The 25,109-nt window shown below is 67.4% G+C and carries 26 protein-coding genes; 21 read left to right on the top strand and 5 right to left on the bottom strand.

Features of this window, described 5'->3' with window-relative positions; genetic code table 11:
• Nucleotides 1-67: 67 nt before the first annotated feature.
• From RZA67_RS04050 to RZA67_RS03985, 14 genes are all read left to right on the top strand, one after another.
• On the top strand, nucleotides 68-520 hold the full coding sequence (locus tag RZA67_RS04050; RefSeq protein WP_317211322.1) for an SUF system Fe-S cluster assembly regulator: 453 nt from the start codon (nucleotides 68-70) through the stop codon (nucleotides 518-520).
• Nucleotides 521-536: 16 nt separating this feature from the next.
• Nucleotides 537-2,012 (top strand): Fe-S cluster assembly protein SufB, encoded by a 1,476-nt coding sequence (sufB, locus tag RZA67_RS04045; protein WP_317211321.1) that lies wholly within the window; start codon nucleotides 537-539, stop codon nucleotides 2,010-2,012.
• A 66-nt stretch (nucleotides 2,013-2,078) separates the two neighbouring features.
• Nucleotides 2,079-2,843: a Fe-S cluster assembly ATPase SufC gene (gene sufC / locus RZA67_RS04040; protein WP_317211319.1), complete on the top strand. Its 765-nt coding sequence runs from the start codon at nucleotides 2,079-2,081 to the stop codon at nucleotides 2,841-2,843.
• On the top strand, nucleotides 2,843-4,105 hold the full coding sequence (gene sufD / locus RZA67_RS04035) for a Fe-S cluster assembly protein SufD (RefSeq protein ID WP_317211318.1): 1,263 nt from the start codon (nucleotides 2,843-2,845) through the stop codon (nucleotides 4,103-4,105). The genes sufC and sufD overlap by 1 nt, the downstream gene beginning before the upstream one ends.
• Nucleotides 4,102-5,358, top strand: a complete 1,257-nt coding sequence (locus RZA67_RS04030) for a cysteine desulfurase (protein WP_317211317.1) — start codon at nucleotides 4,102-4,104, stop codon at nucleotides 5,356-5,358. The genes sufD and RZA67_RS04030 overlap by 4 nt, the downstream gene beginning before the upstream one ends.
• A 251-nt stretch (nucleotides 5,359-5,609) precedes the next feature.
• Nucleotides 5,610-6,149 (top strand): GNAT family N-acetyltransferase, encoded by a 540-nt coding sequence (locus RZA67_RS04025; protein WP_317211316.1) that lies wholly within the window; start codon nucleotides 5,610-5,612, stop codon nucleotides 6,147-6,149.
• Nucleotides 6,146-6,478 (top strand): non-heme iron oxygenase ferredoxin subunit, encoded by a 333-nt coding sequence (locus RZA67_RS04020; RefSeq protein ID WP_317211315.1) that lies wholly within the window; start codon nucleotides 6,146-6,148, stop codon nucleotides 6,476-6,478. The genes RZA67_RS04025 and RZA67_RS04020 overlap by 4 nt, the downstream gene beginning before the upstream one ends.
• A gap of 216 nt (nucleotides 6,479-6,694) precedes the next feature.
• Nucleotides 6,695-7,102 (top strand): hypothetical protein, encoded by a 408-nt coding sequence (locus tag RZA67_RS04015; RefSeq protein WP_317211314.1) that lies wholly within the window; start codon nucleotides 6,695-6,697, stop codon nucleotides 7,100-7,102.
• Between the two features lie 121 nt (nucleotides 7,103-7,223).
• The gene (locus tag RZA67_RS04010; protein ID WP_317211313.1) at nucleotides 7,224-9,650 is read left to right on the top strand and encodes a TonB-dependent receptor; all 2,427 of its coding nucleotides are present in this window, start codon (nucleotides 7,224-7,226) and stop codon (nucleotides 9,648-9,650) included.
• Between the two features lie 119 nt (nucleotides 9,651-9,769).
• Nucleotides 9,770-10,411, top strand: a complete 642-nt coding sequence (locus RZA67_RS04005; protein ID WP_317211312.1) for a PepSY-associated TM helix domain-containing protein — start codon at nucleotides 9,770-9,772, stop codon at nucleotides 10,409-10,411.
• A 26-nt stretch (nucleotides 10,412-10,437) separates the two neighbouring features.
• Nucleotides 10,438-10,950: a DUF2271 domain-containing protein gene (locus RZA67_RS04000; protein WP_317211311.1), complete on the top strand. Its 513-nt coding sequence runs from the start codon at nucleotides 10,438-10,440 to the stop codon at nucleotides 10,948-10,950.
• 74 nt (nucleotides 10,951-11,024) lie between these two features.
• On the top strand, nucleotides 11,025-11,828 hold the full coding sequence (locus RZA67_RS03995) for a DUF4198 domain-containing protein (protein WP_317211310.1): 804 nt from the start codon (nucleotides 11,025-11,027) through the stop codon (nucleotides 11,826-11,828).
• Between the two features lie 51 nt (nucleotides 11,829-11,879).
• Nucleotides 11,880-12,839, top strand: coding sequence for an FAD:protein FMN transferase (locus tag RZA67_RS03990; protein ID WP_317211309.1), 960 nt, complete (start codon nucleotides 11,880-11,882; stop codon nucleotides 12,837-12,839).
• Nucleotides 12,836-14,437 carry a sulfite reductase subunit alpha gene (locus tag RZA67_RS03985; protein ID WP_317211308.1) on the top strand — a complete coding sequence of 534 codons (1,602 nt, stop codon included), beginning with the start codon at nucleotides 12,836-12,838 and terminating at the stop codon, nucleotides 14,435-14,437. The genes RZA67_RS03990 and RZA67_RS03985 overlap by 4 nt, the downstream gene beginning before the upstream one ends.
• A 143-nt stretch (nucleotides 14,438-14,580) precedes the next feature.
• On the opposite strand, the gene RZA67_RS03980 is transcribed toward RZA67_RS03985, so the two are convergent.
• Nucleotides 14,581-15,213, bottom strand: coding sequence for a HutD family protein (locus RZA67_RS03980; RefSeq protein ID WP_317211307.1), 633 nt, complete (start codon nucleotides 15,211-15,213; stop codon nucleotides 14,581-14,583).
• A gap of 299 nt (nucleotides 15,214-15,512) precedes the next feature.
• Nucleotides 15,513-15,917, bottom strand: coding sequence for a ComEA family DNA-binding protein (locus RZA67_RS03975; protein WP_317211306.1), 405 nt, complete (start codon nucleotides 15,915-15,917; stop codon nucleotides 15,513-15,515).
• A 159-nt stretch (nucleotides 15,918-16,076) separates the two neighbouring features.
• Between RZA67_RS03975 and RZA67_RS03970 the strand changes: the two genes are divergently transcribed.
• The 4 genes from RZA67_RS03970 (at nucleotide 16,077) to murU (ending at nucleotide 19,729) form a co-directional block, all read left to right on the top strand.
• On the top strand, nucleotides 16,077-17,570 hold the full coding sequence (locus RZA67_RS03970; RefSeq protein ID WP_317211305.1) for a M20 family metallopeptidase: 1,494 nt from the start codon (nucleotides 16,077-16,079) through the stop codon (nucleotides 17,568-17,570).
• 70 nt (nucleotides 17,571-17,640) lie between these two features.
• Nucleotides 17,641-17,910: a GlsB/YeaQ/YmgE family stress response membrane protein gene (locus RZA67_RS03965; RefSeq protein WP_317211304.1), complete on the top strand. Its 270-nt coding sequence runs from the start codon at nucleotides 17,641-17,643 to the stop codon at nucleotides 17,908-17,910.
• Between the two features lie 50 nt (nucleotides 17,911-17,960).
• Nucleotides 17,961-18,986 (top strand): phosphotransferase, encoded by a 1,026-nt coding sequence (locus RZA67_RS03960; RefSeq protein ID WP_317211303.1) that lies wholly within the window; start codon nucleotides 17,961-17,963, stop codon nucleotides 18,984-18,986.
• Nucleotides 18,983-19,729: an N-acetylmuramate alpha-1-phosphate uridylyltransferase MurU gene (gene murU, locus RZA67_RS03955; RefSeq protein ID WP_317211302.1), complete on the top strand. Its 747-nt coding sequence runs from the start codon at nucleotides 18,983-18,985 to the stop codon at nucleotides 19,727-19,729. The genes RZA67_RS03960 and murU overlap by 4 nt, the downstream gene beginning before the upstream one ends.
• A 49-nt stretch (nucleotides 19,730-19,778) precedes the next feature.
• On the opposite strand, the gene hda is transcribed toward murU, so the two are convergent.
• The 3 genes from hda to RZA67_RS03940 are packed head-to-tail and all read right to left on the bottom strand — an operon-like array spanning nucleotide 19,779 to nucleotide 22,761.
• Nucleotides 19,779-20,489 (bottom strand): DnaA regulatory inactivator Hda, encoded by a 711-nt coding sequence (gene hda / locus RZA67_RS03950; RefSeq protein WP_317211301.1) that lies wholly within the window; start codon nucleotides 20,487-20,489, stop codon nucleotides 19,779-19,781.
• Nucleotides 20,486-21,655: an AI-2E family transporter gene (locus tag RZA67_RS03945; protein WP_317211300.1), complete on the bottom strand. Its 1,170-nt coding sequence runs from the start codon at nucleotides 21,653-21,655 to the stop codon at nucleotides 20,486-20,488. Before RZA67_RS03945 ends, hda begins: the two co-directional genes overlap by 4 nt.
• A complete protein-coding gene (locus RZA67_RS03940; RefSeq protein WP_317211299.1) occupies nucleotides 21,652-22,761 on the bottom strand; it encodes a DUF2066 domain-containing protein in 1,110 nt (369 codons plus the stop codon). The genes RZA67_RS03945 and RZA67_RS03940 overlap by 4 nt, the downstream gene beginning before the upstream one ends.
• Before the next feature lie 110 nt (nucleotides 22,762-22,871).
• Between RZA67_RS03940 and purM the strand changes: the two genes are divergently transcribed.
• The 3 genes from purM to purN are packed head-to-tail and all read left to right on the top strand — an operon-like array spanning nucleotide 22,872 to nucleotide 25,086.
• Nucleotides 22,872-23,930: a phosphoribosylformylglycinamidine cyclo-ligase gene (gene purM, locus RZA67_RS03935; RefSeq protein WP_317211298.1), complete on the top strand. Its 1,059-nt coding sequence runs from the start codon at nucleotides 22,872-22,874 to the stop codon at nucleotides 23,928-23,930.
• Between the two features lie 25 nt (nucleotides 23,931-23,955).
• The gene (locus RZA67_RS03930; protein WP_317211297.1) at nucleotides 23,956-24,426 is read left to right on the top strand and encodes a hypothetical protein; all 471 of its coding nucleotides are present in this window, start codon (nucleotides 23,956-23,958) and stop codon (nucleotides 24,424-24,426) included.
• A 6-nt stretch (nucleotides 24,427-24,432) separates the two neighbouring features.
• Nucleotides 24,433-25,086: a phosphoribosylglycinamide formyltransferase gene (purN, locus tag RZA67_RS03925; protein WP_317211296.1), complete on the top strand. Its 654-nt coding sequence runs from the start codon at nucleotides 24,433-24,435 to the stop codon at nucleotides 25,084-25,086.
• Nucleotides 25,087-25,109: the final 23 nt, after the last annotated feature.

Below are 25,109 nucleotides of genomic sequence, written 5' to 3'. Positions count from 1 at the left end.
CGCCCCTTGGATGCGCACGGAGAAAAGCGTACAATTTCGGTCCGCTTTGATAACCCGCCGCATTGCCATGCTCCGCGTCACCAAGCTCACCGACTACGCCACCGTGGTGCTGACCGTGCTCGCCGTCCGTCCGGGCGATGTGCTCAGCGCCACCGAGCTGGCTGAATTCACTGGCCTTGAGCCGCCCACCGTCAGCAAGGTGCTCAAACCGCTGGCCCAGGCCGGGCTGGTCGAAGGCCTGCGCGGTGTGCGTGGCGGCTACCGGCTCACCCGCGCACCTGGCGATATTTCGCTGTGCGACGTGGTGGAAGCGATGGAGGGGCCGCTGGCCCTGACCGAATGCAGCCACGAGCAGCACCAGTGTGGCATGGCGCCCAAGTGTGGCGCGCGCAGCAGCTGGCGTCTGATCAACGACGTCGTCTCCGAAGCGCTGCGCAGCGTCACCCTGGCACAGATCCTGCCCCCTCTTCCCCTTGCCGACCATCCTCCGCGACGCATCGCGGTCGATGTCGTCTCCTGATCCACAGGCAGCCCCCATGGCCACCGAAATCATCGAAACCACCGCCAGCGAAGACACCCCCAACCGTGAGATCCACGAGCAGTTGGGGCGCAAGTATTCGGCCGGCTTCATCACCGAGATCGAATCGGACTCGCTGCCTCCCGGCCTGGACGAGGACACCATCCGCGCCCTGTCGGCCAAGAAGGACGAGCCTGAATGGATGACGCAATGGCGGCTGGACGCCTACCGTCACTTCCTGACCATGCCGATGCCGGACTGGGCCAAGCTGGAGATAGCACCGATCGACCTGCAGGCGCTGAGCTATTACTCCGCACCGAAGGGCCCGAAGTACGCTTCGCTGGATGAGGTACCCAAGGAACTGCTGGATACCTACGACAAGCTGGGCGTGCCGCTGCACGAGCGTGCCAAGCTGGCCGGCGTTGCCGTTGATGCGGTGTTCGATTCGGTCTCGGTGGGCACCACCTTCCGCAAGGAACTGGCCGAGAAAGGCATCGTGTTCTGCTCGATGTCCGAGGCGATCAAGGAACACCCCGAGCTGGTGCGTCAGTACCTGGGCAGCGTGGTGCCGGTCGGCGACAACTACTTCGCCGCGCTGAACTCGGCGGTGTTCTCCGATGGCAGCTTCGTGTTCATTCCCAAGGGCGTGCGCTGCCCGATGGAGCTGAGCACCTACTTCCGCATCAACGCCGGTCACACCGGCCAGTTCGAGCGCACACTGATCATCTGCGAGGACAAGGCGTACGTGTCCTACCTGGAAGGCTGCACCGCGCCGATGCGCGATGAGAACCAGCTGCATGCCGCGGTGGTCGAGCTGGTGGCGCTGGAAGATGCCGAGATCAAATACTCGACCGTGCAGAACTGGTATCCCGGCGATGAGAATGGCGTAGGCGGGATCTACAACTTCGTCACCAAGCGTGCCGAGTGCCGTGGTGCGCGCAGCAAGGTTACCTGGACGCAGGTCGAGACCGGCTCGGCGATCACCTGGAAGTATCCGTCCTGCGTGCTGCTCGGCGATGATTCGGTGGGTGAGTTCCATTCGGTCGCGTTGACTCACCACCGCCAGCAGGCCGACACCGGTACCAAGATGATCCACGTCGGCAAGCGCACCAAGAGCAAGATCGTCAGCAAGGGCATCAGCGCCGGCCACGGACAGAACACGTACCGTGGTCTGGTCAGGATCGAGCGCGGCGCCGACGGCGCGCGCAACTACACGCAGTGCGACTCGCTGCTGATCGGCAAGAAGTGCGGCGCGCACACCTTCCCGTACATCGAGGTCAAAAACCCGGCTGCCACCGTCGAGCACGAGGCCACCACCTCGAAGATCTCCGACGATCAGCTGTTCTATTGCCGGGCCCGCGGCATCGGCCAGGAAGATGCGGTGTCGATGATCGTCGATGGTTTCTGCAAGCAGGTGTTCCGCGAGCTGCCGATGGAGTTCGCCGTTGAAGCCAAGAAGCTGCTGGAAGTCTCGCTGGAAGGTTCGGTCGGCTGAGCCGACACGCCTCTTCGTTTGAATTGTTCAGCCACGCATGGCGTGGCTCCATCTCGGATTCGTATCATGCTGAAGATTGAAAACCTCCACGCCCGCATCGGCGAAAAGGACATCCTCAAGGGCCTGTCGCTGGACGTGAAACCGGGCCAGGTGCACGCCATCATGGGACCCAACGGCGCTGGCAAGTCGACGCTGGGCAATGTACTGGCCGGCCGGGAAGGCTATGAAGTGACCGAAGGCGGCGTGTCCTTCGACGGCGCTGACCTGCTGGCGCTGGAGCCCGAGGCCCGCGCCGCGGCAGGCCTGTTCCTGGCCTTCCAGTACCCGGTGGAGATTCCCGGGGTCAACAACACCTATTTCCTGCGCGCCGCGCTCAATGCCCAGCGCAAGGCGCGTGGCGAAGACGAGCTGGACTCGATGCAGTTCCTCAAGCTGGTGCGGCAGAAGCTGGCCGTGCTGCACCTGAAGGACGAGCTGCTGCACCGCGGCGTCAACGAAGGCTTCTCCGGCGGTGAGAAGAAGCGCAATGAGATCTTCCAGCTGGCCGTGCTCGAGCCCAAGCTGGCGATCCTGGACGAGACCGACTCCGGCCTGGACATCGACGCGCTCAAGAGCGTGGCCGACGGCGTCAACGCGCTGCGCGGCAGTGATCGCTCGTTCCTGGTCATCACCCACTACCAGCGTCTGCTCGACTACATCAAGCCGGACGTGGTGCATGTGCTGGCCGATGGCCGCATCGTCAAATCCGGTGGTCCGGAACTGGCGCTGGAACTGGAAGCGCACGGCTACGATTTCCTCAAGGATCGTGTGGTGCCGGAGGCGGCGGTCTGATGAGCGCGCTGCTCGATTCGATGGCCCAGGCATTCTGCGGCAGCGATGCACGCCGCGACGTCCTTGATGCCGCGCTGCGCGACGGCCTGCCCGGCGCACGCAGCGAAGCCTGGAAGTACACCTCCCTGCGGCAGCTGGAACGCCGCAGCTTCGCCCCTGCGCCGCTGGCGCCGCCCACGGTGGATGCGCAGCTGGTGGGTGACATTCCCGGCCCACGCCTGGTGTTCGTCAACGGCCGTCTGCACGACGCGCTCAGCGACACCCATGCCCTGCCGGCCGGTGTGCAGCTGGAGCCGCTGTCGGCCGTACTGGCCGCTGGCGAGGAAAGCGCCCGTTTCCTCGCCCGCCGCTACGAACACCGGGAGGCGGTGTTCGCCCGCCTCAATGCCGCGCTGGCCGATGAGGGCGTGGTGCTGCGCGTGGACGAGGGTGTGCAGGTGGAGATCCCGCTGCAGCTGGTCTTCATCAGCGTGGCCGGCGAACAGGACCTGGCCTGGCATCACCGCCACCTGGTGGAACTGCGCGCTGGCGCCAGCCTCGGCCTGGTCGAACACCGCCTGGGCGTGGGCGAGGCCAGCCACCTGGACAACACCGTGCTGCACGCCCATGTAGCGCGCGGCGCCAGCCTCAAGCACGCCCGCCTGCAGGCCGGCAGCGCGCGCCAGACCAGTTTCCTGCGCACCGACGCGGTGCTGGCCGCCGATGCGCAGTACCACCGGGTCGACCTCGAACTGGGCGCCGGGCTTGGCCGCCACGAGCTCAATGTGCGGCTGGAGGGCAACAACGCCCACCTGACTGCCAACGGCGTGCTGCTGGGCACGGGCCGCCGCCACGTTGAAACCCGTCTGGGCATCGAGCACATCGCCCGCGATACCAATGCCGAGCTGCTGTGGCGCGGCGTGGCCGCCAACCGCAGCCGCGTGGTGTTCCATGGCGGCATCCACATCCGTGAGGGTGCCGACGGTACCGACGCCAACCTGTCCAACAAGAATCTGCTGTTGTCGGCCGACGCCGAGATCGACACCCAGCCCACGCTGGTGATCGACGCCGAGGAGGTCAAGGCAGCGCACGGTGCCACCGTGGGCCAGCTCGATGCCAATGCGCTGTTCTACCTGCGTTCGCGCGGGCTGCCGCAGGATCAGGCGCAGGCACTGCTGAGTGCGGCGTTCTGTCACGAGCCGCTGAAGGTGCTGCCGGAGGCGCTGCGCGCGCAGTTGGCACAGCAGCTTGATCGTGCCCTGGCCGAGGCGGGCGTTGCATGAGCCAGTCCACCCTGCACCCGCAGGCCGTCGTCGGCGAGCAGCCCGACTGGGAGCGCGTGCGCGCCGATTTCCCGCTGCTGATGCGCGAAGTCCACGGCAAACCGCTGGTCTACTTCGACAACGCCAACACCGGGCAGAAGCCGGTGCAGGTGATCGGCGCGGTGGACGAGTACTTCCGTCGTTACAACGCCAATGTCAGCCGTGCAGTGCATGCGCTGGGCACCGAGGCCACCGACGCCTATGAAGGTGCGCGCAGCAAGCTGGCGCGCTTCCTCAATGTGCGCGGCGACGAACTGGTGCTGTGCAGTGGTACGACCTTCGCGCTGAACCTGGTCGCCTATTCCTGGGCCCTGCCCCGGCTGCAGCCCGGCGATGTGATTCTGGTGTCGCGCATGGAGCACCACGCCAACATCGTGCCGTGGCAGCTGGTGGCACAACGCACCGGCGCTACCGTGCGCGTGGCCGAGATCACCCCGGAAGGCGCGCTGGACCTGGATGCCCTGCGCACGGCGATGACGCCGCAGGTCAAGCTGCTGGCGGTAGCCCACGTGTCCAACGTGCTGGGGACGGTCAATCCGGTCCGCGAGATCTGCCGCGAGGCCCGCAAGCGCGGCATCGTCACCGTGGTCGACGGCTCACAGGCCGTGCCCCACCGCAAGGTCGACGTGACGGCCATCGGCTGCGACTTCTATGCCATCACCGGCCACAAGATGTGTGGGCCGACCGGCACTGGCGCGCTGTGGGCGCGCCGCGAGCACCTGCAGGCGATGCCACCGTTCCTGGGTGGCGGCGAGATGATCAAGGAAGTCAGCTTTGACGGCACCGTGTTCAACGAGGCCCCGCACAAGTTCGAGGCCGGCACGCCGAACATCGCCGGTTTCATCGGGCTGGGTGCAGCGGTGGATTACCTGCAGGCGCTGGGCCTTGCCCAGGTGGAGGCACGTGAGGCCGAACTGCTGGCGCACTTCACCGAAGAGCTGCAGAAGGTGGAGGGCCTGCGGATCTTCGGCACTACCCCCGACAAGGCCGCCGTGGTGTCGTTCCTGATCGAAGGTGCACACGCGCACGACCTGGCCACCCTGCTTGATCTCGAAGGCGTGGCAGTGCGTTCGGGCCAGCATTGCGCGCACCCGCTGCTGCAGTACTACGGCGTGGCGGCGACGTGTCGCGCCTCGCTGGCGTTCTACAACACGCATGAGGAAATCGAGCGCTTCATCGCAGCGCTGAACAAGGTCCGCAGGCTGCTGGCCTGACCGGCCAGGCCGCCGTCCCCGCCGCACCCAGCGCCGAGCTGCGGCACGTGACGACCGTTGGTCGTCACCTACCCGGACCGATGCCCTGCCGGGAACGGCCGACGCCGCGGCTGTGGTAGGTGCCGACCGTTGGTCGTCCCGCTTCCGGGCCACCGCAGCACCCAACGCAGGAGCGTGACGACCAACGGTCGTCACCTACCCAGGGCGGGAGTCTGCGGGTTTTTCGTTCCCGGCGCGCCTAGAATGGGCGCATGAGCACACTGACTTTCCGCTCGGCCACCGAAGCCGACATTCCCGCCCTGATCGAACTGGTCACCTCCGCCTACCGGGGTGACGCCAGCCGTGCGGGCTGGACCACCGAAGCCGATCTCCTCGACGGCGCCCGCATCGATGCACAAGGACTGCAGGCCGACCTCGCGCGGCCCCGCTCGGTCATCCTGCTTGCCGAACGTGACGGGCAGCTGCTCGCCTGCGCGCATGTGGCCGACGAGCAGGGCAAAGGCTACTTCGGCATGTTCTCGGTTGACCCGACCCAGCAGGGAGGTGGCATCGGCAAGCAACTGCTGGCAGCGGCCGAGGCCCACGCGCATCACCAGTGGGGCGTACCGGTGATGCAGATGACGGTGATCGACGTGCGCGACGAACTGATTGCCTTCTACGAGCGGCGTGGGTATGTGCGCACGGGTATCAAAAAACCCTTCCCCTACGGCGATGAACGCTTCGGCACGCCCAGGCGGGATGACCTGCGCTTTGAAATCCTGGAAAAGCCGCTGGCGGGGACGCGCTCGTGAGCGATACCTGGACCTTTGTCTGCGCCGGTGCCGAACTGCTGCCCGGTGAAATGAAGAGCGTGTTCGACGAAGTCACCGGCACGCCCATCGTGGTGTTCAACCTGGACGGTGATCTGTACGCCCTGGAAGACCAGTGCACACACGAGGAATTCGAGTTGTCTTCGGGTGAGTTCAACACCGCTGAAGGCAGCATTGAATGCGTTCTGCACAGCGCGCGTTTCGACGTGCGCGACGGGCGGGCCCTGTGCGCGCCGGCCTACAGCCCGGTGCCGAAGTTCCCGGTCAAACGGGAACATGACGCGATCTGGACCCGCGACGACCGGGATTGACCGGGCCGCCCTGCGCGGTGACGCGATGGCCTGGCCCGCGGCGAGCGTGAGCAGCGTCTGTGCGTGTCGCGGACGGCTCGCATCTGCTAACGGTTCTCATTTGCACCTCCAGTAACATTTCATTACACTCCCGCCCCGTAGTGCTCGCTTCGTCGACCTCCCTCCGGGACACCTGCCTTGCGCCATCCACACCGCCCACATCAGCTCGGTACCGCCATGCGCGGACAGCGGCCGACGCCGGCTGTGCTGCTGGCGTGGCTCGTGCTGTTGGCGCTGCTGCTGGTCAGCGTGCCCGCGCTGCACAGTCCATCGGACGATCGCGGATTCTCCGCTGCATCGATGTCGCTTCCGGTACCGTCCGGTGAGGGCAGCGGTGATGACCGTCCCCAGGAACCGGAGCCGGCGAAGCTGCGCCGTGCTCCGTCTGCGCCAACGCGCGAGGACACCGCAGAGCTGGACGGACCGGCCTTGCTGGTCAACGGACATTGGTCGCAGCTGGCGCTGCTGGCAGTGCTGGTGGAGCCGGTTCCTGCCACCGTCTGGCCGCGCGCCGGTGCTGGTTTTTCTGCCCAGGAGCGACCCGGGCGGCGTGTACAGCGCGGCCAGGCCCCGCCGCGGGCCTGACCTGTCCGACCCGTCCGCACGCTGCTGCGGCACCGCCCCCCCCCATCCGTGACAGCCACACAGGGTTTCGCCCTGACCAAGCCGCCTGCGCGCGGCCCTTTCATCCTTCGAGGTTCCTGCCATGGCCCAGCGCCATCGTCGTTGCGTGTCCGTTTCCCGTACCGTGCTCAACACTGCCCTGTTCACCGCGCTGTCGGCTCCCGCCTTTGCTGAGGTCGCGGCCAGCGGCGCGCCGCAGACCCTGGATACGGTCGTGGTCACCGCGTCCGGCTTCGAGCAGAAAATCACCGACGCGCCGGCGAGCATCTCGGTCATCACGCAGGAACAGTTGACCAGGCGTCCCTACATGACCCTGCTTGATGCCGTGCGTGACCTGGAAGGCGTCGATGTTGGCGAAACCCGCGACAAGACCGGCCAGGGCAGCATCTCGATGCGCGGCATGGGCTCGGATTACACGCTGATCCTGATCAACGGTCGCCGCCAGAACAATCACGGCGACATCTACCCGAACAACTTCGGCGGCAACCAGTTCAACCACATTCCGCCGCTGGATGCGATCGAGCGGATCGAGGTGATCCGTGGCCCCGCCTCGACGCTGTATGGCGCCGATGCGATGGGGGGTGTCATCAACATCATCACCAAGCGCACGCTTGACCGCTGGAGCGGCTCGGTAACCGTGGCACGCACCTTCGAGACCGACGACCAGTTCGGTGATGACAGCACCGCCGACCTGTATGTGACCGGCCCGCTGCTGCCCGGCGTGCTCAACCTCAGCGCGCGCGCCAGCTGGTATGACCGCGACGCCTCCAACCCGGTATACGCACCGGTGACCGACCCCAGCGGCGTCACCCACAGCCGTACGCTGGGCTTCGGCGCGGGCGGCAAGACAGTGGACAACACCAACAAGGCTGGCGGCCTGAGCCTGGCCTGGAACCTCGCCGACAACCAGACCTTGACGCTGGACTACGATGCCTCGCGGCAGGAATACGACAACGCCATCAAGATCAACGATGCAGGTCAAGAGGAGTATCCGGTCGGCACGGTGGACAGCCTCAGCAGCATCTGGCGCAGCAGCAGCTTCTGCCGTGGCGCGACCGGTGCAAACGCCGCCGCGTGCCGCACCAACGGCGGCAACTGGTCGCGCCGCGCCGACCCGCGCGTGGGCTACGGCCCGACCCAGACCTTCACCCGCGATGCCTGGGCCGTGACCCATGAGGGTCAGTGGTCCTTCGGCAACAGTCTGGTCTCGCTCTCGCACGTGGAGACCAACAATGACGGCCGCACCATGCCGTTCACGGTCGCCGAGCGCGGGCAGCTGCTGCAGATGATCGACGCCACCGGTCCGTACGCCGGCATGAGTCTGGACGAGCGACGTGCGCTGGCAGCGTCCACCTTCCTGCCCCGGCCCAAGCGCACGCTGGAAAGCGCGCAGTACACGCTGGACGCGAAGCTGGACATTCCGTTCCAGGCTGCCGGCGAGCACGTGGCCGTGGTCGGCGCGCAGGTGATCCGCGGCGAACTCACCGACGGCGTGTTCGGGACCGAGCGCGGCACGCCCGGGCAGAAACAGGAGCACAACATGTACTCGCTGTTCGCCGAGGACACCTGGACCGTACTCGCCCCGTTGGCCGTCACCTATGGCCTGCGCTACGACGACCATCAGGTGTTCGGCAGCCACCTCAGTCCGCGCCTGTACGGTGTGTTCACCGTCAGCGAGCAGTGGACGATCAAGGGCGGCGTCAGCACCGGCTTCAAGACCCCGAAGACCACACAGTTGTACGACGGCGTCACCGGCTTCGGCGGCCAGGGCACCTCACCGATGTTCGGCAACCCGGACCTGCAGCCGGAGACCAGCACCAGCACCGAGCTGGCCGTGTACTGGCAGCATCCGCAGGGGCACAACTTCAACGCCACGCTGTTTCACAACCGTTTCAACGACAAGATCAGCAGCCAGCCCTGCGGCCCCACGCTGACCCAGCCCTGCACCTCCAGCGGCGAGTATGCCGAGCTGGGCTACGCCAGCAGCACGCGCACGGTGAACATCGACAAGGTGATCATCCAGGGCGCCGAGGTAGCGGGACGCTGGCAGATCAGCGACCGGTTCGGCCTGCGCGCCAACTACACCTACACCGACAGCGAACAGAAAAGCGGTGTCGGCAAGGGGCTGCCGTTGGGCCTGACCGCCAAGCACATGGCCAATGCCACCTTCGACTGGCAGGCCAGCGACCGCTTTAACCTGTTCCTGACCGCCGAAGCGCGTTCCAGGCGCTACAACGGCACCAGCAGCGTCACCGGCCAGCCGCGCTATTACAAGGACTACAGCGTGCTGCACCTGGGCGCATCGTACGAAGCCACGCAGTGGCTGACCATCAACGCGCGCATCAACAACCTGCTCGACCGCGACTTCACCACCTACCACGTGCAGTTCACCGATCTCAACGGCGATGGCGTCTACGAAGACAACACCGCCGAAGTGCTGGTGGAGGACGACTACAACAACAAGGACAAGGCGCGCAGCATCTGGCTGAGCCTGAACTTCAGGTTCTGAACGCGGCGGCCGCCGCCGACGAGTGGTGGCCGCAGGTTCGATACATTACGACACCTAATTGCGACCAATTCTCAACAATGCTGTAATTCGCTTTCCGCCCTCTCCGAGCCGAGTCCTGCGTGTCGCCCGAATCCACCGCCACCTCCGTCCAGCGTCAGGCCAGCCGTGGTTTCTGGCTGCGCACGCTGCACCAGTGGCACTGGATCAGTTCAGCGGTCTGCCTGGTCGGCATGCTGCTGTTTGCGGCCACCGGCATCACCTTGAACCACGCCGCGAAGATCGAGGCGACGCCAACGGTGGACAACCGCCAGCTGGAGATGCCGTCTACGGTGCTCGCCGCGCTGGGCGAACGCCAGGACGGCAACGCGCCCGTGCCGCTGCCGGTGCGGCGCTGGCTGGATGACCAGCTGGACATTTCGCTGGGCGGCCGCGCAGCAGAATGGTCGGCCGAAGAGCTGTATGTGTCGCTGCCACGTCCGGGCGGCGATGCCTGGCTGAGCATTGACCGGCAGACCGGCGCGGTCGAGTACGAGTCCACCACACGCGGTGCGATCTCCTATCTCAACGATCTGCACAAGGGACGCAACGCGGGCCCTGCCTGGGGCTGGTTCCTTGACCTGTTTGCCGTGGCCTGTCTGGTGTTCTGCATTACCGGCCTGTTCCTGCTGCATCTGCATGCGCGGCAGCGGCGCATGACCTGGCCCCTGGTCGGGCTGGGCCTGATGATCCCGCTGCTCATTGCCCTGCTGCTGATCCATTGACCCCCTCGCCTTTGAAGGATGCGCCCATGCGTATGACCCTGACCATTGCCATGAGCGGCCTGCTGGCCACCTCGCCGGCTTACGCCGCCACGCTCGACATCAGCGTCGAAGTGCCGAAGATCAACGCTGCCGAGTACCACCGCCCCTATGTGGCGGTGTGGGTGGAGGGTGCCGACCAGCAGGTCGCCGCCAACCTCTCGGTCTGGTACCAGCAGACGCGCAACAGCGAGGGCCACGGCACCAAATGGCTGCCCGACCTGCGCCAGTGGTGGCGCAAGAGTGGCCGCACCCTGGACCTGCCGGTGGACGGCATCACCGGGCCGACCCGTCCAGTGGGCAAGCATGCCCTGTCCTTCGGTCAGCAGCAGGCGCCGCTGAAGCAGCTCGCGCCGGGTAACTACACCCTGGTGGTCGAGGCCGTGCGCGAAGTCGGCGGCCGCGAACTGCTGAAGATTCCCTTCACCTGGCCGGCCGCTGCCACCGGGCGTGCCCAGGGCAGCACCGAGCTGGGCGAAGTGACCCTGTCGGTCCGTCCGTGAACGCCGCTATGGCCCACGCCGCTGTTGCACCCCGCACTGCTGTACCGCTTTCCATCCGTCATGGAGTTCACCGCATGAAGCGCACGCTTGTCCTCGCCGCCGTTCTGGCCGCTGCCCTTCCGTTTACCGCTTCGGCGCACAAGGCCTGGCTGCTGCCCTCGCAGACCACCATGGCCGGCAATGCGCCGTGGATCACCGTGGATGCGGCTGTCTCCAATGACCTGTTCTACTTCAACCACGTGCCGATCCGCCTGGAATCGCTGCAGATCACCGCCCCGGATGGCAGCCGCGTGCAGCCCAGCAACGGTGCCACCGGCAAGTTCCGCAGCGTGTTCGACGTGGAGCTCAAGCAGCAGGGCACCTACCGCATCGCCTCGGTCAACGACGGCCTGTTCGCCACCTACGAGCAGAACGGCGAGCGCAAGCGCTGGCGCGGCAGCGAGGCCACGCTGGGCGAACTGCCCAAGGACGCGAAGAATGTGCAGCTGTCGCAGAGCGTGGGCCGCGTGGAAACCTTCGTGACCAACGGCGCCCCCAATGCCACCGCACTGGCGCCGACCAACCGCGGCATCGAGCTGGTGGCACTGTCGCATCCCAATGACCAGTTCGCCGGCGAGACCGCGCGCTTCCGCCTGCTGGTTGACGGCCAGCCCGCCGCTGGTCTGGACGTGGAGATCGTGCGCGGCGCCACCCGCTACCGCAATGCGCAGGACGAGCTCAAGGTCAGCAGCGATGCCAAGGGCGAGTTCAGTGTCGCCTGGGGCGAGCCGGGCATGTACTGGCTGGAGACCTCCAGCGAGGACGACAGGACCTCGGTCAAGCAGGCCGCCAAGCGCCGCCTGAGCTATGTCGCTACGCTGGAAGTCCTGCCGCAGTGATGTCGTACCGGTCGGCCGGGCGCCCGGCACCCGGCCGACCTTGAAGACCCAATGACCGATACCTTGCTCGACATCGCCCGCCTCGGCGGCACCACCATGGGCACCCACTGGAGCGTAAGCCTGGTGGCGCCGCGCCAGCGCGACCTGCATCCGCTGCACGCCGGCATCCAGGGACAACTGGATCAGGTGGTGGCACAGATGAGCACGTGGGAAGCGGACTCCGACCTGAGCCGCTTCAACCATGCGCCTGCAGGCAGCTGGCTTCCCTTGCCCGCGCAGACGCGGCAGGTGCTTGACTGTGCGCAGACGATCGCTGCCGCCAGCGAGGGTGCTTTCGACCCCACCGTCGGGCCGCTGGTTGCCCTCTGGGGCTTCGGCGCGCAGGCCGGTGAGCGTCGCGCGCCTGCCGCCGACACGCTGGCCAGCACCCGGGCCCGCTGTGGCTGGCAGAAACTGCAGTGGCGCGACGATGCCCTGCTGCAGCCGGGCGGGCTGGAACTGGATCTGTCTGCCATCGCCAAGGGCTTTGGCGTCGACCAGGCAGCACGCTGGCTGCGCGCGCAGGGCATAACAGCCGCGCTGATCGACGTGGGCGGCGAACTCTACGGCTACGGCCGCAAGCCCGACGGCAGTGCCTGGCGCGTGCTGATCGAGTCCGCGCCCGAGGAAGATGCGGCCACCCCCGGCCCGCCGTGTGTGCTGGCGCTGGACGAACACGCGGTAGCGACCTCGGGCGACCGCTGGCACCAGTACCAGCACGAGGGTCAGGCCGTGAGTCACAGCATCGACCCGCGCACCGGCATGCCGGTGCAACGCGCGGCGGCAGCGGTCACCGTGGTGGCGGCCGACGCCATGCAGGCCGACGCGTGGGCCACCGCACTGACCGTGCTGGGCAGTGCGGCCGGACTGGCACTGGCCACGCGCCTGCAGTTGGCGGCGCGCTTCCTCGACCGCGGCGAGCAAGGTCCGCAGGAAACCCGCAGCCCGGCGTTCGAGGCCCTGCTGCGATGAGCCCAAGGCCCTCGCGCGCCACACTGGGCAACGTGCTGGTAATGCTGGCGCTGCTGGTGATCGGCGCCCTGCTGCTGCGTCTGCACCTGGGCGATACCGCGTGGTGGGCGTCGCCGCGCCAGCCGGCCTGGCTGCTGGCATCGGCCGCGCTGCTGGTGTACGCGGGTTTTTGCCTGGCGGTGTGGTGGCGGGGCCGCAGCCACGCAGAAGCCGTGGACAGCGCGCATCCGCCGCTTCTGCTGGTGTGGGCCAGCCAGACCGGCTTTGCGCTCGCGCTGGCCGAGCGCAGCGCACAGACCTTGCGCGAGACCGGGCTGGCCGTGCGCGTGCGCAGCCTGCACCAGGTTGACGGGCCGCTGCTCGCGCGCATGCAGCGCGCACTGTTCATCGTCAGCACCAGCGGCGAAGGTGACCCGCCCGACCACGCCTTGCCGTTCCTGCGCCGCGTGATGTCGGCCGCGCCATCCCTGCATCACCTGCAGTACGGCGTGCTTGCGCTGGGTGACCGCAGCTACGGCAACTTCTGCGCGTTCGGGCACCAGCTGGACGCTTGGCTGCGCCAGCACGGCGCGCACGCGCTGTTCGATACGGTGGAACTGGACAACGCCGACCCGGCGACCCTGCGCCACTGGCAGCAGCTGCTGGGCCAGCTTGGCGGCAGCGCCAGTGAGCAGCCCGACTGGAGCCCGGCCCAGTACCAGCCATGGAGGCTGCTGGCGCGTGAGCATCTCAACCCCGGCAGTGTGGGCGGGCCGGTGTACTGGCTGCGCCTGCAGCCGCCGCCGGGTGAGACGCCGCCGTGGCAGGCCGGCGACATCGCCGAAGTGGGCCCACGCCATCCTGTGGCGCACGTCGAGGCGTGGCTGCTGCGCCATGACATCGATGGCAGCTGGCAGGACGACGATGGCATCACGCTGGCCCAGCATCTTTCCAGCGCGCACCTGCCCGACGCGCCTGCGGACGATCCGCCTGCCCTGCTGCAGCAACTGCAGCCGTTGCCGCATCGCGAATACTCCATCGCCTCGGTGATGGCCGATGGTGCGCTTGAGCTGCTGCTGCGTCGCCAGCGCAGAGCGGATGGCACTCCCGGGCTTGCCAGTGGCTGGTTGTGCGACCACGTCGCGGTGGGTGGCATCGTCGATCTGCGCGTGCGTCGCAATCCCAACTTCCACGGCGTGTCGCCGGGCACACCACTGCTGTTGATCGGCAACGGTACCGGCATTGCCGGGCTGCGTGCGCACCTGCGCGAGCGCGCCAGCACGGCCGGCGCACGCACCTGGCTGCTGTTTGGCGAACGCACCCGGCAGCACGATTTCCACTTTCGCAGTGAGCTGGAGCAGCTGCACCGGGAGGCACGGCTGGAGCGGCTGGATACCGTGTTCAGCCGCGACGGCGGTGAGCACCGCTATGTCCAGCATCGCCTGCAGGCAGAGGCCGAGCGCCTGCGGCACTGGGTGCACGACGGCGCGACCATACTGGTGTGCGGCAGCCTGCAGGGCATGGCCCCGGCAGTGGACGCGGTGATCGAGCAGGTGCTGGGTGCGCAGGGCAAGGAAGCCCTGCTGCTGAGCGGACGCTACCGCCGCGACGTGTACTGATCCCAAGGCAGAAGCCGTGACGACCAACCCTCGTCACCCACCGGACGGATGGTCGGGTAGAGCCGACCCCACGGTCGGCTCCGCGCGCAGCGCGGCAGCGCCCGCGTCATCTGACCGGAGAGCTGCCGACCGTGGGGTCGGCGCTACGACGGCTCAACGGCCACCCGCGCGCAAGGCGCGGCCGCGACGCGGATCGCCAGCAGCTCGCCGCCGCCGTCAAGGCTGTAACGTTGACGTCCGCCAGCCGCAAGCCAGGCCGTGTCGCCGGCCGCCAGCGGTGGCAATCCCGTGCCAGCGTCGAACGCGGCCTGGCCGGCCAACAGGTGGATTGCCCACGCCACCCCGGGCTCGGTAAAGAAATGCATCGGCCCGACCAGCGGCCGATGCAGCAGCTGCGCATCGAGCACGTCGCGCTGCCACATCAGATTGAAGTCGTGGGTCACACCGTCGACCAGCTCACCGTGGACCGGCGCCTCGCCCGCGAAGCGCACCCGCCCATAAGGCGGCAGCACCTCGCTGACCGCGCCGTCGGCAAAGCGCAGGCGCACGCCCTCGCCCTGCAGCAGCACCAGCTCACGCTCGACACCGTCAAACGTGGAGAAGGCCGCGTCGCACTCGATCTCGGCGATGGACAGACGCAGCACCCAGTCACTGCCCTGCGCCGGCAGCCGCAGGATCTCCCGGGTCCAGCCCAGTCCGTTGCGCCAGCGTTCGCGCAGATAGTCAGCATGGGCAATGCAGCGCGTCGGCGCCTGCAGCATTGAATCGATGGCCATGCCCCTAGTGTGCACCGGACACAAAAGAAAATGCCCGGCGACACAGCCATGTGTCTTGCCGGGCATCGGTTACGTCCCTGTCGGCCTCCAGCCTTCCCCCGCGCATCCTGCGTGGTCGGGGGTCGGCCATGCATCCTGCAAAGGCCGTGAATGTCCCTCTTTGTTTATCCCAGCCCCTTCCACAGGTCTGTGATGCCACCATCCTGGTGTCGTGTTGACGCGTCCGTGCGCCGGTCGGTGCCTGCTGCCTCCCGCAGCGGGCGATGGTCGGCATCCTGCCGGCCCGACAGTTCCTGATGTCAGCGCCTGGGTACGGGCCGCACCGGTACCGGTCCTGGTACTGGTTCGTTGGAACGCTTCATGCGTCCCAGCGTGATCCGTTGTCGATTCCGTTCGACGATGGCTTTCCCTATCCCCTTCACACGCGCCAGATCCTCGGCGCGGCGGAAAGGACCATGCTGCCGCCTGTGCTCGACGATGGCGGCGGCCCGCGACGGGCCTACCATCGTCAATCCCTGCTGCAGTGCGGAGGCATCTGCATGGTTGATGTCCACGGCGGCCGTCCGGTAAGACAGCGCCATCAACACCAGCACAAGCAGCACCCGCAACACGATCCACCCAGGCACGACGTAATGCTCCTTGTGATTCTGGACAGTCCGACCGGCAATCCCGTCGGTGGGAACAGCGTCCGTCACCACATGCACACAGACTATCGTCTAGGCCCGATCCTAACAGCCAGCTAAATACCCGACCTCTTGTAGGAAAACTCCTACAACGCGCCGCCCTCAGCTCCCTGACGCTCTCGGCCCCTCCCGCCCATCGGCGTAGAATGGCGGGCTTAGCCAATGCAACCGGAGTATCAGATGGACAGCGCCAAGCTCGGCCAATTCGTCGACGAAAAGTGGGACAGCGAGATCGTCCCGCAGCTGGTCGACTACATCCGCATCCCCAACAAGTCGCCGATGTTCGACGCCGACTGGGTCAAGAACGGCTATATGGATCAGGCCGTCTCGCTGATGGAGACCTGGGCGAAGGCGCAGGACATTCCGGGTCTGAGCGTTGAAGTGGTGCGCCTGGAAGGCCGTACCCCGCTGATCTTCCTGGAGATTCCGGCAACCGGCAGCGAGACCGGTGATGACACCGTGCTGCTCTACGGCCACCTCGACAAGCAGCCGGAGATGACCGGCTGGGACGACGACCTGGGCCCGTGGAAGCCGGTGCTGCGCGACGACAAGCTGTACGGCCGCGGCGGCGCTGACGACGGTTACGCCATCTACGGCTCGCTCGCCGCGATCCTGGCGCTGCAGGCGCAGGGCCTGCCGCACGCACGCTGCGTGATCCTGATCGAAGCATGCGAGGAATCGGGCAGCTACGACCTGCCGGCCTACGTCGACCATCTGGCTGACCGCATCGGCAAGCCCTCGCTGGTGGTCTGCCTGGATTCGGGTTGCGCCAACTATGACCAGCTGTGGTGCACCACCTCGCTGCGCGGCCTGACCGGCGGCAACTTCTCGGTCAAGGTGCTCAACGAAGGCGTGCATTCCGGCGATGCGTCCGGCGTGGTGCCCTCCAGCTTCCGCCTGCTGCGCCAGCTGCTGTCGCGCATCGAGGACCAGGACACCGGCCGCATCCTGCTCGACGGGCTGCACGTGGAGATCCCGGCCGAGCGCCTGCAGCAGGCCCAGCGCGCGGCCGATGTGGTCGATACCGCGATCTTCGACAAATTCCCGCTGGTCGACGGCCTCAAGCCGATGAGCGAGGACCTCACCGAGCTGGTGCTCAACCGCACCTGGCGCCCGGCGCTGTCGGTGACCGGCATCGGCGGCATGCCGCCGCTGGAGTCGGCCGGCAACGTACTGCGCCCGCACACGGCAGTGAAGCTGTCGCTGCGCCTGCCGCCCACCGCCGACGGCAAGCGGTGCGGCGAGCTGCTCAAGGAGGCGCTGCTGCGCGATCCGCCCAACGGCGCGGAAGTGACCCTGGACCTGGAAAAGGCCTCCAGCGGCTGGAACGCGCCGGCCATGTCGGACTGGCTGACCCAGGCCATCGATTCGGCCAGCCAGACCTTCTTCGGCAAGCCGGCCATGTACATGGGCGAAGGCGGCTCGATCCCGTTCATGGGCATGCTCGGCGAGAAGTTCCCGGGTGCGCAGTTCATGATCACCGGCGTGCTGGGCCCGCACTCCAACGCGCACGGCCCGAACGAGTTCCTGCACATTCCGATGGGCAAGAAAGTCACCGCGTGCGTGTCCAAGGTGATCAGCGAACACCACGCAGCCAGCCTGCGCGGTGAAACCAGCGGCTCGCCGGTGGCAGCCGACAGCGGCACCCGCCACGGCGGCCACGGCTGCTGCTGATCGCAGACACTGGACGGACGCAGCCTGCTGTTGGCAGGCTGCGTCTTCCCATTCAAGGCAACGAAACATCATGAACGGTCTGTTCGGCAGCGACAGCTGGTTGTACATCCTGCTGGTGGGTTTTTTCGTCGGCCTGCTCGGCCGCTTCTTCATGCCCGGCAACAACCGCATGGGCTGCCTGCTGACCATCGTGCTCGGCATCGTCGGCGCACTCGCTGCCGGCTGGTTCGGCCAGTACATGGGTTGGTACGCGCCCGGTCAGCCCGCCGGCTTCGTTGGCGCAGTGCTCGGCGCGGTAGGCGTGCTTGCCCTGCTGCGGCTGATCAGCGGCCGCCGCTGACCGCCCTGCTTTTTCCCTCCGTTGCGGCGCCTGCGCCTGGAGTTTCGTGCATGACCGATCCCGCCTCCGACCCCCAGCGCCACGCTCTGCGCCAGCACTGGGCGCGCATCCAGCTGGGCGACGACAGCGCCAGCATCGAGCGCGCCTCGGTCGATGCCGGGTTCCGCAGCTACTGGCGCGTACATTCACGGGGTCGCAGCCACATCCTGATGGACTCGCCGCCCGCGCTGGAAGATGTGCGTCCGTGGCTGCGCATGCGCGAGCTGCTGGCCACCCATGCGCTGCGCGTGCCTGCCGTGCTGGCACAGGATCTGGATGCTGGCCTGCTGTTGCTGGAGGACCTGGGTGGCCCGACCCTGGCCAAGGTGCTGGACGAGCGCAATGCCGATGACTGGTTCGGCCGCGCCATCGACCAGCTGATCACCCTGCAGTCGATACCCGTACCGGAGGGCTTCGGCCAGTTCGGCGAGGCGCTGCTGCAGCGGGATGCCGGTCTGTTCGAGGAATGGTTCCTGCAGCGGCACCTGGACCTGCGGCTGGACTGCGGCGCTGTCGAAGGTCTGCAGCTGGCACAGCGCCGGCTGATGGACAACGCACTGGGCCAGGCCCAGCTGTTGACCCATCGCGATTTCATGCCACGCAACCTGATGCCGGTAGTGGACGGACCGGCGGTGCTGGATTTCCAGGACCTGGTGCGCGGGCCGATCGCCTACGACCCGGTGAGTTTGTTCAAGGATGCGTTTCTGAGCTGGCCGCTGGCGCGCGTGGATGATTGGCTGGCGCAGTATCACGCACGTGCCAGGGCGGCGGGCCTGCCGGTGCCCGAGCGCCGCATCTTCCTGCGCGATGCCGACTGGATGGGCATCCAGCGCCACGTCAAATGCCTGGGCATCTTCAGCCGGCTGCGCTACCGCGACGGCAAGGGCCATTACCTGGACGACGTGCCGCGTTTCATCGGCTACCTGGAAGAAGTGCTGCCGCGCTATCCGCAGCTGGACGGGCTGCGCCGCCTGCTGGACGAGCAGGTCAAGCCCGCATTGCTGGAGCGCGCGGAACCGCTGGCGATGGCACGATGAAAGCGCTGATCTTTGCTGCCGGTCTTGGCGAGCGCATGCGCCCGTTGACCCTGCACACACCGAAGCCGCTGCTGGACGTCGGTGGCAAGCCGTTGATCGTCTGGCATCTGCAGCGCCTGGCTGCTGCCGGGGTGCGCGAGGTGGTGATCAACACGGCCTGGCTGTCCGAACAGTTCGCCCCGCGTCTGGGCGATGGCAGCCAATGGGGTCTGCAACTGCACCTTGTGCACGAAACCACCGGCCCACTGGAAACCGGCGGCGGCATTCTCAACGCCTTGCCTGTGCTGGGCGAGGCACCGTTTCTCGTGGTGAACGGGGACATCTGGACCGATCTGGATTTTGCCACCCTGCCCACCGAGCCGGCCGGGCTGGCGCACCTGGTGCTGGTGGACAATCCGCCGCAGCACCCGCAGGGTGACTTCATCCTGCAGCCCGATGGCCGTGTCGGCGACCAGGGCGAAGCAGCCCGGCTGACCTATTCCGGTGTCGGCGTGTATCGTCCGGCCATCCTCGACGGCTGGCGCGAGGTGATCGGTGACACCGAAGGCGCGGCCGCCACGCCGCCGAAGTTCGGCCTGACGCCGCTGCTGCGCCATGCCATGGCCGCCGATCGGGTGAGTGGTCAGCATCATCACGGACGCTGGGCGGATATCGGCACGGTCGAGCGCCTGCAGGCGCTGGATGCCGAACTGCGTCGACGCTCGCCCTCGGTAGGTGACGACCGTTGGTCGTCACGCGCTTGAAACCAACACCGTGACGACCAACGGTCGTCACCTACCGCGGCGTCGTGCATCAGTAGCGTGGGCGACCGTCTTCCAGCACCTGCCGCAGAAACGGCACCGTGATCCGACGTTTGGCCGCCAGCGATTCGCGGTCCAGCCAATCCAGCAGGGTGATCAGGCCGCCCAGCTCGCGGCCGGTATGCGACAGCAGCCACTCCACCGCCGGCTCGTCGATGGCCAACCCGCGGCGTTGCGCGCGTTCGCGCAGCACCGCAGCGCGACCTTCCTCGTCCAGCGGCTGCAGCACCACGCGTACGCACTGGCCCAACCGCGACTGCAGGTCCGGCAGCCGCAGGCCCAGCTCGGCCGGCGCATGCTGGGCCGTGTACAGCACGGTCGCCCCAGCTGCGCGGGCACGGTTGTGGAAATCGAACAGCGCCACTTCGTCGTCGCGCGAACCGGCAATCGCGTCCAGCCCGTCCAGCGCCACCAGGTCGCGGTGTTCCAGCCCTTCCAGCACCGCCTGCAGGCGACCGGCCACGGCCGGCACGGGCACGTAGGTCGGCAGGCGTCCGGCCTGCTCGGCACTGGAACAGGTGGCCAGCGCCTGGTGGGTCTTGCCGGTACCCGCCGCGCCCTCCAGGTATACCCAGTCCTGGCTGGCACCAACAGCAATCGCGCGCAGCTGCGCCAGTGCCCCGTCCGGGGCACCGATGAAGCTCTCCAGCCGCTGGTCCTGCGGGTAACGCAAGGCCAACGGCAGCTGCGGCACCGCACTCACGGCAGGTCGGGCCCCTTCGGTGCTTCGACCACGATGGTCGGCTTGTCGATGTACGAGTCCAGCACGATGGTCGGCTTCTCGCCCGCGTACAGCTCGCTTTCGCGGTAGCGCTGGTGCGCATAGCGCAGCAGCACGTTGCTTACCGCCGCCACCGGCAGGGCCAGCAGCATGCCGAGGAAGCCGAACAGCTGGCCGCCGGCCATCACCGCGAAGATCACGGCCACCGGATGCAGGCCGATCTTGTCACCGACGATGCGCGGGGTCAGCACGTAGCTTTCCAGCAGCTGCCCGGCAGCGAACACCAGCCCTACCAACAGCAGCAGCTTCAGGTCCACGCCCTGCGCCTGCACCAGTGCCGCAAGCACTGCCAGCACGATGCCGGTGGTGGCGCCCAGATAGGGAATGAAGCTGATCAGGCCGGCAATCAGGCCGATCAGCAGGCCGAGCTTGAGGCCGACCAGGCTCATGCCGGCCGCGTAGAAGATGCCCAGCGCCACCATCACCAGGAACTGCCCACGGATGAAGGCGCCGAGCACTTCGTCCGATTCCCGCGCCAGCGCGGTGATGGTCAGTACGTGGTTGCGCGGAATCAGCGAACGAACGCGCTCCACCAGCTTGTCCCAGTCGCGCAGGAAGTAGAACGCCAGAATCGGCAGCAGGGCGATGTTGACCACCCAGGTGACCATCGCAAAGCCCGAGCGCTGCACATAGCCGAAGAACGAACGCGCCACGCCGCCAGCCTGCTGCCAGTGGCTGCGCACCCATTCCATCACCCGGTCCGGGTCCAGCCACTGCATCACTTCCAGGCCGGTCTTCTGCTCGAACCACGGCACGGCCTTTTCCAGCACCCAGGCCTGCGCCTGCGGCGCGGCGGCCACCAGCGTGGAAATCTGCCGCTCGATCATCGGCACCAGGATCAGCAGCAGCCCGGTGATGCCCAGCACCATGGCCACAAAGACCAGGATCACGCCGGTGTTGCGCGAGCGGCCGGTGGCCTCGATGCGGTCGACCAGCGGGTCGCCCAGCCAGGCCAGCGCCAGGGCGAGCACGAACGGGGTCAGAATCGGCCCCAACAGCAGGATCACCCAGCCGATCAGGCCCGCAATCAAAAAATACTTCAGACGCCGCAGGAACTGGGCGATCTCGGCTTCAGGGGTGAGGTTCATCGCAGGCGGTACTCGTTGCCGACCGTGGGCAGCTGCCCTTCAGCGGCGGGTTCAGCCGACGGCACCGCGCTCGGCACGATCACCCCGCCGTCGCCCAGCATGCGGTTCAGGCCGGCCAGGCCGGTGGTCATGTCCAGGCTCAGCTCCAGCTGGCTGCCCTGCGCACGCACGGGAGTGATGTTGCGCACCACCGGCACTGCGCGCAGGCCCGAAACCAGCCGCAGGTAGTCGTCGGCGCTGTCCACGCCGCCCACCACGATGCGGTAGCTGCCGGCCTGGCCGGTCGCTGCACCGGCCTTGGCGTAGCGGCGCACCAGCGCGTCGGCCGCGCCATCGGCACCGGCGGACATCGCGCGCATCGCATTGCCATCACTGGTGCTCCAGCGGTTCAGCTCGCGACCGTTGTCGATGAACACCCAGTCGGCCTTCCAGCCGTTGTCGGCACGGTACAGCTTGCCGATCAGCTGCATGGGCGGTGAGTAGCGCGCCGACGCACGAGCGACGGCTGCGGTGTCCTGGCGCCAGATCGCACCTACCAGCGCCTGCTCGGCGGCGCCGCCGGTAGGCAGGCCGAGCTTGTAGCCACGCTCGATGGCGCGGTTGAGCACCGGGCGCACCGCGTTGGCCTGCTGCACGCTCACCAGCCGCGGTCCGCTGCCATCGTCGATGGCCAGCCACAGCACCGGCTTGGGTCGCGGCTGCGGCCAGATCGGCAGCCCGAGGCCGGCGGCCAGCGCATCGACGTCGTCCTGGCGGAAGCGGGCCACCAGCAGGGTCTGGAAGCTCGGCGCACCGTTGGCCGCCGTGCCCTGGTCCTGCTTGAAGTCGTAACTCTGCACATAATCGCTGGCATTGCGCAGCGCCTGTGCCACGCCCGGGCGCGCGGTGACGTTGCGGTCGCCGGAGAGTTTGCCCAGCACCACGCCCAGCGCCCGGGCCATGCCGCCGTTGCGGTCGCTCTCGGCCTGGCCGCGCACCGGCACCTCGGCTTCATAGGCACCCGTGGCCTGGGCCACGTCACCTTCGGTGCGCAGGCCGCTCTGGGCCAGCGTCGTGCCGGGCAGGCACAACGCCAGAAGCAGGATCATTAACAGGGTGCGGGGCATCTGGATTTCCATGGGCTCGACGTATCCGGGGGGAATTGTTGCGCGAATACGGCCCGTGCGCCAACGTGGCCTGTTAAAATCGCTTTTTCACCCTGCCAGCGCCGACGCCCGTGACCAACAGCCCGTCTTCCGCCCCGTCCCCCCTTACCTACCGTGATGCGGGTGTCGATATCGATGCCGGCAACGAGCTGGTCGAGCGGATCAAGCCGCTGGTCAAGCGCAGCTTCCGCCCCGAAGTGATGGGTGGACTGGGGGGCTTCGGCGCGCTGTTTGACCTGTCGGCCAAGTACCGCGAGCCGGTGCTGGTCTCCGGCACCGACGGGGTGGGTACCAAGCTCAAGCTGGCCCAGCAGCTGGGTCGCCACGACACGATCGGCATCGACCTGGTGGCCATGTGCGTGAACGACGTGCTGGTGCAGGGCGCCGAACCGCTGTTCTTCCTGGATTACTTCGCCACCGGCAAGCTGGACATCGACACCGCCGCAGCGGTCGTCGGTGGCATTGCCAACGGCTGCACCGAGGCCGGCTGCGCGCTGATCGGTGGCGAGACGGCGGAAATGCCGGACATGTATGCCCCCGGTGAGTACGACCTGGCCGGTTTCACCGTGGCCGGCGTGGAAAAGAGCGAGCTCAAGGACGGCGCTGCCGTGCGCGAAGGCGATGTGCTGATCGGCATCGCCTCCTCCGGTCCGCACTCCAATGGCTATTCGCTGATCCGCCGCATCTATGACCGCGCAGGCCAGCCGGCCACGCACGTGCTGGAAGACGGCACCGCGCTGGTCGACGCCCTGATGGCCCCGACCCGCCTGTACGTCAAGCCGCTGCTGTCGCTGCTGAAGGCACACGGTCCGGCCATCCACGGCATGGCCCACATCACCGGCGGCGGCCTGACCGAGAACATCATCCGCGTGGTACCTGAAGGTCTCGGCCTGCAGATCGACGCCAGCAGCTGGACCCTGCCGCCGGTGTTCAAGTGGCTGCAGACCGAGGGCGCGGTGGCCGATGCCGAGATGTGGCGCACCTTCAACTGCGGCATCGGCTTCGTGCTGATCGTGGCGCCGGACCAGGTGGCTGCGGTGGGCGCTGCGCTGAAGGACCTGGCGCTGGACCACTGGACGATCGGCCAGGTGACCGTCGCCGTTGGCGACGAGCGCGTCCACATCGGCTGAGCCTACGCACGCACAGGAGCACGACATGGAAGCCACCCCGCCGCTGCCGCCGGTCACGCCCAGCGTCCCGTCGCTGACCCCGCAGGACAGCGACCAGCTGCGGATGCTGGCCATCGGCCACTACGTGGTCGCGGCGATCACCGGGCTGTTCTCGCTGATCTTCATCCTGCACGTGGTGATGGGCCTTGCCATCGTCAACGGCGCACTGCCGATGGAAACCGGAGACGGCCCGCCGCCGCCCTTCGCCCCGCAGAACATGGGCTGGATCTTCGTCATCATGGGCGGTGCCGTGGTGCTCGGTGGGCTCACCCTGGCCGGCTTCATGGCGTACGCCGGGCGCTGCCTGACCCAACGTCGTCGACACACGCTGTGTCTGGTGGTGGCCGGCCTGTCCTGCCTGGTCACCCCGATCGGCACCATCCTTGGTGTGTTCTCGCTGGTCGTACTGCTGCGCCCGCAGGTCAGGCAGGCGTTTGTTTCCAACGCGGTGGCCTGAGTCGGCATGAGCGCGCGTCTGGCCGTCCTCGCCTCGGGCCGTGGCAGCAACCTGCAGGCCATTCTTGATGCGATCGAGGCCGGTCAGTTGTCGGCCCGGGTGGTCGGCGTGTTTTCCGACCGGCCCGATGCGCCGGCACTGCAGCGCGTGCCGGCGGCGCAGCGCTGGTCAGCGCGACCGGCAGCGTTTGCCAGCCGTGCCGACTTCGACGCCGCACTGGCCGATGCCGTTGCCCAGGCCCGCCCGGACTGGATCGTCTGCGCCGGCTACATGCGCATCCTCGGCGCGCCGTTCGTGGCGCGCTTTGCCGGCACCCTGATCAACATCCATCCGTCGCTGCTGCCCCGCCACAAGGGCCTGCATACCCATGCGGCCGCCCTGCAGGCCGGCGATGCCGAACACGGGGCCAGCGTGCATTTCGTCGTGCCCGCGCTGGACGCCGGTACGGTGCTGGCGCAGGCGCGCGTGCCCGTGCACAGCGACGACACCCCCGAGCGTCTCGCCGCCCGCGTGCTCGGCGTCGAGCATCCGCTGCTGATAGCCGCTCTGCAGCTGTTGACCAGCGGCCGCGCAGCTGAACGCGAGGGCAGCATCGTCGTTGACGGTCATCCCCGGTTTAGCCCGCTGACTCTAGATTCGGCAACAGGCGTACTCGTCTGAACACGCGCCTGGCTTGCACACGC

Source organism: Stenotrophomonas sp. C3(2023) (genome assembly GCF_032911385.1).
Classification (GTDB): domain Bacteria; phylum Pseudomonadota; class Gammaproteobacteria; order Xanthomonadales; family Xanthomonadaceae; genus Stenotrophomonas.
The sequence above is the reverse complement of the archived record's forward strand: the minus strand, read 5'-3'. Positions and strand labels throughout refer to the sequence as shown.